Origin of the sequence: Kitasatospora sp. NPDC004669, from assembly GCF_040609455.1 — a bacterium.
Lineage (GTDB): Bacteria > Actinomycetota > Actinomycetes > Streptomycetales > Streptomycetaceae > Kitasatospora.
Map to the genome: position 1 here is coordinate 42,912 of NZ_JBEXKB010000060.1, position 9,944 is coordinate 52,855.

General features: G+C 73.0%; 11 protein-coding genes. 2 read left to right on the forward strand and 9 right to left on the reverse strand.

Going from position 1 to position 9,944, the window contains the following annotated elements:
* Nucleotides 1–32: 32 nt before the first annotated feature.
* Nucleotides 33–1,067 (forward strand): methyltransferase, encoded by a 1,035-nt coding sequence (locus tag ABZW30_RS35760; protein ID WP_355675421.1) that lies wholly within the window; start codon nt 33–35, stop codon nt 1,065–1,067.
* 65 nt (nt 1,068–1,132) lie between these two features.
* Here ABZW30_RS35760 and ABZW30_RS35765 read toward each other — a convergent pair whose 3' ends face one another.
* The 9 genes from ABZW30_RS35765 to ABZW30_RS35805 form a co-directional block, all read right to left on the reverse strand.
* Nucleotides 1,133–1,840, reverse strand: coding sequence for a class F sortase (locus tag ABZW30_RS35765; RefSeq protein ID WP_355675422.1), 708 nt, complete (start codon nt 1,838–1,840; stop codon nt 1,133–1,135).
* A 154-nt stretch (nt 1,841–1,994) separates the two neighbouring features.
* Nucleotides 1,995–2,435, reverse strand: coding sequence for a hypothetical protein (locus ABZW30_RS35770; protein ID WP_355675423.1), 441 nt, complete (start codon nt 2,433–2,435; stop codon nt 1,995–1,997).
* A 282-nt stretch (nt 2,436–2,717) separates the two neighbouring features.
* A complete protein-coding gene (locus ABZW30_RS35775) occupies nt 2,718–3,047 on the reverse strand; it encodes a TcmI family type II polyketide cyclase (RefSeq protein WP_355675424.1) in 330 nt (109 codons plus the stop codon).
* Nucleotides 3,044–3,499, reverse strand: coding sequence for an SRPBCC family protein (locus ABZW30_RS35780; RefSeq protein WP_355675425.1), 456 nt, complete (start codon nt 3,497–3,499; stop codon nt 3,044–3,046). The genes ABZW30_RS35775 and ABZW30_RS35780 overlap by 4 nt, the downstream gene beginning before the upstream one ends.
* A 1-nt stretch (nt 3,500) precedes the next feature.
* On the reverse strand, nt 3,501–3,761 hold the full coding sequence (locus ABZW30_RS35785; protein WP_355675426.1) for an acyl carrier protein: 261 nt from the start codon (nt 3,759–3,761) through the stop codon (nt 3,501–3,503).
* 28 nt (nt 3,762–3,789) lie between these two features.
* Nucleotides 3,790–5,031 carry a beta-ketoacyl synthase N-terminal-like domain-containing protein gene (locus ABZW30_RS35790; protein ID WP_355675427.1) on the reverse strand — a complete coding sequence of 414 codons (1,242 nt, stop codon included), beginning with the start codon at nt 5,029–5,031 and terminating at the stop codon, nt 3,790–3,792.
* Nucleotides 5,032–5,036: 5 nt separating this feature from the next.
* Entirely contained in the window at nt 5,037–6,293 is a 1,257-nt protein-coding gene (locus tag ABZW30_RS35795; RefSeq protein ID WP_355675428.1) for a beta-ketoacyl-[acyl-carrier-protein] synthase family protein, read from the reverse strand.
* The gene (locus tag ABZW30_RS35800; protein ID WP_355675429.1) at nt 6,290–6,715 is read right to left on the reverse strand and encodes a cupin domain-containing protein; all 426 of its coding nucleotides are present in this window, start codon (nt 6,713–6,715) and stop codon (nt 6,290–6,292) included. Before ABZW30_RS35800 ends, ABZW30_RS35795 begins: the two co-directional genes overlap by 4 nt.
* Nucleotides 6,716–6,746: 31 nt before the next feature.
* Entirely contained in the window at nt 6,747–7,913 is a 1,167-nt protein-coding gene (locus tag ABZW30_RS35805) for a SchA/CurD-like domain-containing protein (RefSeq protein WP_355675430.1), read from the reverse strand.
* Nucleotides 7,914–8,219: 306 nt separating this feature from the next.
* Between ABZW30_RS35805 and ABZW30_RS35810 the strand changes: the two genes are divergently transcribed.
* On the forward strand, nt 8,220–9,845 hold the full coding sequence (locus ABZW30_RS35810; RefSeq protein ID WP_355675431.1) for an FAD-dependent monooxygenase: 1,626 nt from the start codon (nt 8,220–8,222) through the stop codon (nt 9,843–9,845).
* The last annotated feature ends 99 nt before the right edge of the window (nt 9,846–9,944 follow it).

The following is a 9,944-nucleotide window of genomic DNA, read 5'->3' on the forward strand; positions in this document are numbered from 1 at the left end:
ACCCGAGCCCCACACACCCACAGGGACCGCCCATGACCACTGCACCCGCCAACACCGTCTCCCACGCCGAGATGCGCCTGCGCGAGCTCGTCTTCGGCGCCGCCTGCGCCGCCGCCGTCCGCGCGGCCGCCCGGCTCGGCGTCGCGGACGTGCTCGGCGCCACCCCGGCCGACGTCACCGAACTCGCGGACGAGCTCGACACCGAACCCCGCCAGCTGCGCCGCCTGCTGCGCGCGCTCACCTGCTACGGGATCTTCGCCGAGACCTCCGACGACCGTTTCGAGCACACCGAGATGTCCCGCCTGCTGCGCGAGGACGCCCCCAACTCCCTGCGCTACATCTCCCTCTGGTGCACCGAGCCGTGGACCTGGGAGGCCTGGCCGAAGCTGGACGAGGCGGTCCGCTCCGGCCGCAACGTCTTCCCCGAGCTGTTCGGCAAGGAGTTCTTCGACTACCTGCACAGCGACGCGGGCGACTCGGCCAAGGTCTTCGACAAGGCGATGACCACCTCCAGCCGCCAGTCCGCCCAGGACTTCGCCGAGTACCTGGACCTCACCGGCATCGACTCGGTCGCCGACATCGGCGGCGGCCAGGGCCACGTACTGGCCAGCCTGCTGGAGAAGCACCCGGCGCTGCACGGCACCCTGCTCGACCTGCCCAAGGTGGTGGCCGGCGCCGACCCCCGGCTGCAGGACGGCGGCTCCTTCTCCACCCGCGCCCGCCTGGTGCCCGGCGACTGCCGGACGGAGATCCCGGTCCACGCCGACCTCTACATCATCAAGAACATCCTGGAGTGGGACGACGAGAGCACCCGCCGCACCCTCGCCAACGTGGTCGCCGCGGCCCGCCCCGGTGCCCGGGTCGTGGTGGTGGAGAACCTGGTCGACAACAGCCCGTCGATGCGCTTCACCACCGCGATGGACCTGCTGCTGATGCTCAACGTCGGCGGCGCCAAGCACTCCGAGGAGAGCATGGTCGGCCTGATGGCAGAGGCCGGCCTGGAGGTCACCGCCGTACGCCCGGTCAACCCGTACCTGCACGCCTTCGAGGCCGTCGTCCGCGGCTGACCCGACACACCGAACGGCCGCTGCTCCCCGACTCCCGGGGTGGCAGCGGCCGTTGGCGTTGTCGGTCAGGCCTTGTGCGAGGACTCCAGGTGGGCGAAGACCACCACGTTGTCCATGTAGTCCTTGTGCTTCTTGTCGTAGGCGCCGCCACACGTGATCAGCCGCAGCTGGGCGTCCGGGGTCTTCCCGTACACCTTCTGGTCCGGGAAGGCTTTCTTGGCGAAGGTCTCCACCGAGTCGACCGTGAACACCGCGACCGTGCCGTCCGCCCGGCTCACCTCGACCTTGTTGCCCGGCCGCAGCATGCTCAGCAGCAGGAACACCGCCGGGCCCTTGGTGGTGTCGACGTGCCCGGCGACGACCGCGCTGCCGCGCTCACCCGGGGTGACGCCGTCCCGGTACCAGCCGACCAGGTTCTTCTCGTCCGGCGGTGGGGCATTGAGCTGGCCGGCCGGGTTGAGGGTCAACTCGGTGAACGGTGCGTCCACCGCGATCTGCGGGATCCGCAGCCGGGTCGGCTTGGACGGCTTGAGCACCGGCGAGCCCGGCGCGGCCGGCGCGGCCGCCCGGGAGGCCGTCGCGGTGGCGCCGGCGGATGCCGACGGCCCCGGGACGGCGGGTGCGACGACCGCCGGGGGAGCGGCCTGGCCGACGACCGAGTCGCCGCTCGGCCGGGAGCCCATCGAGTTGTAGAGCAGCAGCAGACCGACCGTTGCCGCGCCCATCCCCGCGCGCAGCAGCCGGGGCATTCCAGAGCCGGGAGCGCCCGTCATTCCTGTCCTCCGCTAGAAGTCCTCCGCTGGAACCGCTGGCACCGCGGCAAGCGCTGAACCGCCGGAACCGCTGGAACCGGTTCCGCAACGGCTCGCCGCCCCCGTGCGCCCCACCCCGGTCGGGGAGAGGCGCCCAGAGGCGGCGGTGGCGGGCTCAGACGGCGGCCGCGCCGTTCGTGCGACGGCTGCGGCGCAGCGCCACGGCGCCGGCCCCGAGGCCGCCGAGCAGCAGTACCGCGCCGGAGGCCAGGCCGCCGCCGGACAGCGCCATACCGCCGCCGCCGGTGTGCACGCCGCCGTGCGGGGACTTGTGGTCCTCACCCCCGCCTTCGTTGCCCCGGCCGCCTTCGTTCCCGCGGCCGCCTTCGTTGCCCCGGCCGCCTTCGTTCCCGCGGCCGCCTTCGTTGCCCCGGCCGCCTTCGTTCCCGCGGCCGCCTTCGTTCCCGCGGCCGTCGGAGCCCTTGTCGGACTGCTTCTCCTGCCAGGTGAGGTTCTTGCCCTGGTCGGAGAAGCCGTCGGCGAAGGCCATGGGGGTGCCGACGGTCAGGACGGCGGTGACGGCCGCCCCGGCGAGCAGTGCGCGTGCAGAACGCATGAGGATGATCCTTCCGGCGCAAGCGTCCGCGACCGCCGGCACGGTGCCGGTCAAAGGGACCCGCGGACAGTGGTGCCTGATCTACCGTCAACCACCGCGAGGCCGCCTGCCACCGGAGCGTGGCGGCACCGGTACGGACAGTGCGCTCTTCGGGTGGAGTCCCGGCCATGTTCACCCGCGTGCCCCGGTGATCCGGGTGAATCGGTGCGGGCGCGGGGTGGTACGGACATGGGCCCGCCCCCGGCGTACGGCCGGGGGCGGGCCCATGCGGGGAGCGGGAGGTCAGCGCTCCCAGCGGTAGAACTCGCGCGCCATCGCGTCCTTCGGCTCGCGCCAGGTGGCCGGGTCGTAGGCCTGGACGAAGGCGGTCAGGCGGTCGCTGACGGCCCGGAACTCCGGGTGGCCGAGGACCTTGGCGACGGCCGGGCCCGGCGGGCGGTCCGCCTCGATCAGGTGTAGGTAGACGTCGCCGAACTGGAAGAGGCTGCGGCCGGTGACGCCGATCAGGTGCGGCAGTTCGCCCCGGTCGGAGTCGGCGAACACCTCGGCGATGTCCGGGGCCGCCCCGGGCTTCATCCGGGCGACGATCAGGGCGCGGTGGGTTCCGGTCATCGCTCGGCCGCCCGCTTCTCGACCTTCTCGCGGATCAGCTGCATCTGGATCCGGGAGTTCCTGTTGATGTGGTTGACCATGCCCTCGTCGTCGACCGGGGCGGTGGGCTTCATCGCGAAGTCCTGGATCCAGCGCATCTTCGTGCCGGCCGGGACCTCCGCGTACTCCCAGCGGATCTCCATGAACTCGAACGGGCCGGGCTCGACCCTGCGGGCGTTGACCGCGAGCGAGGGCTTGTCGGTGGTGCGCTCGGAGACCCAGCTCCACACCATGCCGTTCTCGTCCGGGTGCATGGTGAGCCGGAACTGCACGCGGTCGCCCTCGCGCTCCAGGACCTCGACCGAGGCGTACTCGCTGAACAGGTCAGGCCAGTTCTCCAGGTCGTTGGTCATCTCCCAGACCAGGTCGAGCGGGGCGTTGATGACGATCTCGTTGTCGGTGTGTCCGGGCATCTCAGGCACCAGCCTTCACGGCGAGGGAAGTGTTGACCAGCTCCACGAACTCGGCCGGGGTCTTGGCGGATTCGGCACCGGAGGTGACCTTGAGGCCGTGCCGGTTCTCCAACTCGCCGACGATGCCGAGCAGCCCGAGCGAGTCGACGCCGAACTCGTCGAACAGTGCGCCCGGCTGCTGCAGGTCGCCGGGGTCGACGGTGACGCCGGCCCGGGCCTGGAGCAGGGCGGCCAGCTCGGGATAGCTGAGGGTGTTGCTCACGGGGTGTCCCTTCGAAAGGTGTAGTGGATCAGGGCTGGTCCCCGCGCCGGAGCACCAGCGCGGAGTTGGAGCCCATCAGCCCGCGGCTGAGCACCAGCGCGGTGCGCAGCTCGGCCGGGCGGGCGTGGTCGGTCACCAGGGCGAGGTCGTGGCAGACCTTGGTGACATTGGGGGTGGGCGGCAGCACGCCGTCCTCCATGGCCAGTACGGCGGCGGCCACGTCCAGCATCGGGGCGCCGCAGTAGGCCCGCCCCGTTCCGGACTTGGGAGCGGTGACCGGGACGCTCTCGACGGCCGAGCCGAGCGCGTCGGCCAGCGCGAGGGCCTCGGCCCGGTCGGCGGTGGGGACGCCGAGCGCGTCGGCGAAGACCACGTCGATCTCCTCGGGTGCCGTCCGGGCCTCGTCCAGTGCGATCCGGATCGCGGCGGCCAGCCCCTCCCGGGACTCCTCCCAGCGGGAGGCCCCGGTGAAGGTGGCGCCGTGTCCGGCCAGGTGCGCCCGGACGTTGGCTCCGCGCCGCCGGGCCGCCTCCTCGTCCTCCAGCAGCAGCATCGCGCCGCCCTCGGCGGGGGCGAAGCCGCAGGCCTGCGCGGTGAACGGCAGGTAGGCCGCGTCGGGTTGGTCGGCCAGGCTCAGTTCCGGGTAGCCGAGTTGGCAGACCATCGAGTACGGCGCCAGCGGGGCCTCGGCGGCGCCGACGACCACCGTGTCGGTGCCGCGCTTGATCGAGCGGGCGGCGTGCGCGAGGGCGTCCAGGCCGCCGGCCTCGTCGCTGGCAACCACTGCGCACGGGCCTTTGTAGCCGCCGCGGATCGAGATCTGGCCGGTGCTGGCCGCGTAGAACCAGGCGATGGACTGGTACGGTCCGACGAACTTCGGCCCTTTGCCCCAGAGTTGCTGAAGCTCGCGCTGGCCGAACTCGCCGCCGCCGGAGCCGGCCGCGGTCACCACGCCGACCGCGAAGGGCTGTTCGGAGTCGGGCCGGAAGCCGGCGTCCGCCACCGCCAGGTCGGCGGCGGCCATCGCATAGTGCGTGAACCGGTCGGTCTGCACGAGGAAGCGGCTGTCGATCACCGACTGGGGATCGAACTCACGTACCTCGCCCGCGATTTTGAGCGGAATATCGGTGCAGCCCTCGCGGGATATCCGGTCGAGGACGCTCACGCCCTGCCTGGTGGCCTTCCAGAAGGCGTCGGCCCCGACACCGTTCGGCGCCACCACGCCGAGGCCGGTGACCACCGCCCGGCGGCCCTGCTGACGTGACGTCATGGAACTCACCCCGTCCTGTTGAGCACGACGGCGGACTGGAATCCGCCGAATCCGCTGCCGACCGAGAGGATATGGCTCAGCGGCAGCTCGCGCGCGGTGCGCGGCACGTAGTCGAGGTCGCACTCCGGGTCCGGAGTCTCGTAGTTGGCGGTCGGCGGCACCACGCCGTGGGCCAGCGCCAGGGTGCAGGCGACCACCTCGATGGCGCCGATCGCGCCGAGCGAGTGCCCGACCATCGACTTGATCGAGCTCATCGGCGTCTCGAAGGCGTGACCGCCCAGCGAGCGCTTGACCGCGGCAGTCTCGTGCCGGTCGTTCTGCTTGGTGCCCGAGCCGTGCGCGTTGACGTAGTCGACGTCGGTGCGGTCGACCCGGGCGTGGTCGAGCGCGTGGTCGATCGCCCGGGACATCTCCAGCCCCTCCTTGGTGAGGCCGGTCATGTGGTACGCGTTGCCGAAGGTGGCGAAGCCGCCGACCTCGCCGTAGATCCGGGCGCCCCGGTGACGGGCGTGCTCCAGTTCCTCCAGCACCAGAACGGCGCCGCCCTCGCCGAGGACGAAGCCGTCCCGGTGGGCGTCGAAGGGGCGGGAGGCGTGCTCCGGGTCGTCGTTGCGCTCGCTGGTGGCCTTGATGGCGTCGAAGCAGGCGACGGTGATCGGGGAGATCGGGGAGTCGGAGGCGCCGGCGACGCAGATGTCGGCGCGTCCCTCCTCGACCGCCTGGAAGCCGTAGCCGATCGCGTCCAGGCCGGAGGTGCAGCCGGTGGAGACGGTCTGCACCGGGCCGTGCGCGCCGACCCGCTCGGCCACCGCGGAGGCCAGCGTGCTGGGGGCGAAGGCCCGGTGCAGCTGCGGCTCGGCCTGCCGGTGGTCCACGTCCCAGCGCGCGCCGGCGGAGCTGACCAGGGCGTAGTCGTGCTCCAGTCGGGTGGTGCCGCCGACGGCGGTGCCGAGCGAGACGGCGACCCGCCACGGGTCCTCGGCGGCCAGGTCCAGCCCGGCGTCGGCGATCGCCTCGTCGGCCGCGACCATCGCGAACTGCACGTAGCGGTCCGCCCGTTGGACGTCCTCGGGGGTCAGTCCGTGGGCCGCCGGGTCGAAGTCGCACTCGGCGGCGATCCGGGAGCGGAACCCGGCCGGGTCGAACAGGGTGATGCCCCGGGTGGCGGTGCGGCCGGCGGTCAGGAGATCCCAGAAGGCGGGGATCCCGATCCCTCCGGGCGCGACCACACCGATCCCCGTGACGGCGACCCGCCGTGTCACGAGGTCACCTTGGCGTGTTCCGGCGGGTCGGAGGCGGCGGTCTCCTCGGTGCTCACATGGCCGAGGTCGGGGCGCGGGGCGAGCGGGCTGAGGTGGAAGACCATCCGGGCCGCGGTGTCGCCGACGTTGCGGAAGCGGTGCCGCATGTTGATCGGGATCATCAGGCCCTGGTCGGGCTTGAGCCGCCGGGTCTTCCCGTCCAGGTCCACCTCCAGGTCGCCGTGGACGACGAACACGAACTCCTCGGAGTACGGGTGGTAGTGCTCGCCGATCCGCTCCCCGGGCTGGACGATCGCCAGGCCCATGAAGCCGCTGGTCGCCCCGCAACTGGTCGGGGTGAGCATGGTGCGCAGTTCGGCACCGTGGCGGCGGTTCTCCGGAGCCTCGTCGACGTTGACGATCCGTGGGTACTGCGTGGTCATGATGGCTTTCCTCCGGAAGAGTTGACTGGCGTCAGTTGTCCTGCGAGCTGCGGTCGGTGATCGGGTTCATGGCGCGGGCGGCGAGGAACGCGCTCAGGCCGGCGACGGTGCGCAGGTCGCTCCGCGGGCCCAGGTCCAGCAGTCGGGCGAGCTCGGCGGCCTCCTGCTCGCCCGCCACGCCGAGGGCGGCGGCCGGCTCGGCCTCGGCCGGCACCCGCAGGTCGACCAGGCGCACCACGGTGTCCTCACGCTGGAAGACGGTGGCCGCCGCGACCGGGCCGGTCGGGTCGGCGGTGGCGAGGTTGTCGTGGTCGAAGAGCAGCTCGGCGACGGCCTGCCCCCGGCCCGGGCGGACCGGGTACAGCACGGCGTGCCGGTGCAGTCGCCCGGAGGCGGGGGAGCTGGCGATCGCCTGGTGCTTGGCGGGCAGCGCCGCCTTGGCGAAGAAGGCGCGGGCGGCCATCGGGTCGCCCAGCTGGCGGGCCTCCTCCAGGTACGGGTTGATCTCCTCCTCGACCGCCCGCACCTCGGGCTGCATCGCCACGTGGCGCAGCGCGTCGCCCAGGTCGCCGACCACCTCGACGGCCCGGACCACCCGGTTGCCGTGCATGAACAGCGAGGTGCGGCGCAGCCGGGTGCGCTCGTCCACCTCGGCCTTGGGGGAGGCGTAGCCGGCCAGGATCCGGGCCACCTCGGACTCGCTGCCGGGCTTGACGGTGAAGGTCAGCGCGTGGCGGATCACGCCGTCCGGGCCCGGGTCGGCCTTCGGCGGGCCGGCGTGCCCGGCGGGCGCGCTGCGCGGCAGCCCGGGCGGGACCTCCATCGGGGCCCGGGTGCCGGTGGAGCCGGCCGCCGAGGTCTCGCGCAGGACGGCGTACCGCAGCGAGCGGAAGCTGTCGCTGACGCAGCTGTGCATCGGTTGGACCATCTCGCGGTGGGCCGGGCTGTCCACCCACTGCAGGAAGGTCTCCTGGTCCTTCCACTCGCTGGTGATCAGCCACTGGCGGGGGTCGTTGATCGACTGGCACAGCTGGTCGCTGACATGGCCGGGCACCGCGGCCACCTGGTGGCGCAGCTGCTCGTAGACGTCGAGGAAGCGCTGCTGGGCGCCGTCCCGGATCTCCAGCATCAGCACCACCCTCAGCCGGGTGTCGAGCTCTTCGTGCTGCTTCGGCTGCGGTTCGGACAGAGTTGTCATGATCCACTTTCTGCTCTGGGCCGCACGCGGCGGGCCGTGACGGCCGCGTCTGCCGGGGTCCTCCCGGCCTGGGGGAGGCAGTTGCGGTGGCGGTCGGCCCGGGGCAGTCGGCGCCAGGCCTGAGGTCGATCGTGAGCGGCCGACCGGGCGCGGCGCGAGATTTGCGGGCCATCCGGGCGAAGAGGCGGCACAGCCCGCCCCGGGCGGGGGATGGAAGAGCGGGGCCCCCGGCTGAGCGGGCCCGTCGAGGGCGGCACCGAGTCCAGTCGCCGGGCCGCGGAATCCCCTTACAGGGTGGAGCAATTGATGAATCCGAAGGTTGACGACCGGGTGCCGGTCCTGATCGTGGGCGGTTCCCTGGTCGGGCTGTCGGCCTCGCTGTTCCTCGGTCGGTTGGGTGTGAGGCACCTGCTGGTCGAGAAGCACGCCGACACCTCGCATCACCCGCGCGGGCGAGGCAACAACGTCCGCACGATGGAGCTGTACCGGGGGGCCGGGATCGAGCCGGCGATCCGTGAGGCGGCCTCGGTGCTGGCCCCCAACCACGGCATCCTCCAGGCGCCCTCACTGACCGGCGTGGACCAGGAGTGGCTGTTCCGGGAGATCGACCCGGGCGGCAAGCTGGCCCGGTTCAGCCCCAGCTCCTGGTGCCTGTGCAGCCAGAACGACCTGGAGCCGGTGCTGCTGCGGGCAGCCCGCGAGCTCGGCGGAGACGTCCGGTTCAGCACCGAGCTGGTCTCCTTCGCGCAGGACGCGGACGGTGTCACCTCGGTGCTGCGCAGCCGGGAGACCGGCGAGGAGCGGGTGGTGCGTTCGGAGTACCTGGTCGCGGCGGACGGCCCGCGCAGCCCGGTCCGCGAGCGGCTGGGCATCGGCCAGACCGGCAAGGGTGAGCTGTTCCACAACGTCAGCATCACCTTCCGGGCCAAGCGGCTGGCCGAGGTGGTCGGCGACCGGCACTTCATCGCCTGCTACCTGACCAACCCGGAGGCGGACGGCGCGCTGCTGCCGGTGGACAACCAGAGCGAGTGGGTCTTCCACGCGCCCTGGCACCCCGAGCACGGCGAGCCGCTGGAGGCCTTCACCGACGAGCGCTGCGAGGGGCACATCCGCACCGCCGTCGGCCTGCCGGAGCTGGACGTCGAGGTGACCGGCAAGGCGCCCTGGCACGCCGCCGAACGGGTGGCCGAGCGCTACGGCACGGGGCGGGTCTTCCTCGCCGGGGACTCCGCCCACGAGATGTCCCCGACCGGCGCCTTCGGCTCCAACACGGGCATCCAGGACGCCCACAACCTGGCCTGGAAGCTCGCCGCGGTGCTGTGCGGCTGGGCCGGGCCCGGCCTGCTGGAGACGTACGGGCAGGAGCGCCGCCCCGTCGCCCTGGTGACCAGCGAGCGGGCCTCGGCCCGTTCCGCCGAGCACAGCCACCCCGGCTACGCGGTGGTCCCGGGCGTCGGCCGTCAGGCCGGGGTGCTGGCGGTCGCGCTCGGCTACCGCTACCCGAAGGGCGCGGTGCTCGGCACGGACCCGTCCGGCGCGGTCGTCCCGGAGACGTTCGAGTCCGCCGGCGAGCCGGGCAGCCGCGCCCCGCACCAGTGGCTGCTGCGCGCGGGCGTCCGGCTGTCCACGCTGGACCTGTACGAGCAGGCGATGGTGCTGCTCACCGGTCCTGCGGGTACGGCCTGGCAGCGGGGCGCCCGGCGGGCGGCCGACCGGCTGGCCGTCCCGCTGGACGCCTACCGGATCGGCAACGGCGCCGAGGAGGACCTGGCCCCCGAGCCGGGCGCGGACTTCGCCGCCCTGCACGGCATCGGCCCGGACGGCGCGCTGCTGGTGCGCCCGGACGGCTTCGTCGCCTGGCGCTCGCCCGGCCCGGTCGACGACCCGGAGGCCGAGGTGGCGGCGGCGCTGCGGGCGGTGCTGGACCTCTGACGGAAACGGGACGGGCCCGGGGGGGGGGGGGGGGGGGCGCCCCGCGCCCCCCCGCGACGGGGGGGGGGCAGGGGGCCGCCCCGCCGCCCCCCACCCCGA

Excerpts from the sequence above, each read along its gene's own strand:
- ABZW30_RS35760 (WP_355675421.1), top strand. The coding sequence starts at position 33 with ATGACCACTGCACCCGCCAACACCGTCTCCCACGCCGAGATGCGCCTG.
- ABZW30_RS35765 (WP_355675422.1), bottom strand. The coding sequence starts at position 1,840 with ATGACGGGCGCTCCCGGCTCTGGAATGCCCCGGCTGCTGCGCGCGGGG.
- ABZW30_RS35770 (WP_355675423.1), bottom strand. The coding sequence starts at position 2,435 with ATGCGTTCTGCACGCGCACTGCTCGCCGGGGCGGCCGTCACCGCCGTC.
- ABZW30_RS35775 (WP_355675424.1), bottom strand. The coding sequence starts at position 3,047 with ATGACCGGAACCCACCGCGCCCTGATCGTCGCCCGGATGAAGCCCGGG.
- ABZW30_RS35780 (WP_355675425.1), bottom strand. The coding sequence starts at position 3,499 with ATGCCCGGACACACCGACAACGAGATCGTCATCAACGCCCCGCTCGAC.
- ABZW30_RS35790 (WP_355675427.1), bottom strand. The coding sequence starts at position 5,031 with ATGACGTCACGTCAGCAGGGCCGCCGGGCGGTGGTCACCGGCCTCGGC.
- ABZW30_RS35800 (WP_355675429.1), bottom strand. The coding sequence starts at position 6,715 with ATGACCACGCAGTACCCACGGATCGTCAACGTCGACGAGGCTCCGGAG.
- ABZW30_RS35805 (WP_355675430.1), bottom strand. The coding sequence starts at position 7,913 with ATGACAACTCTGTCCGAACCGCAGCCGAAGCAGCACGAAGAGCTCGAC.
- ABZW30_RS35810 (WP_355675431.1), top strand. The coding sequence starts at position 8,220 with ATGAATCCGAAGGTTGACGACCGGGTGCCGGTCCTGATCGTGGGCGGT.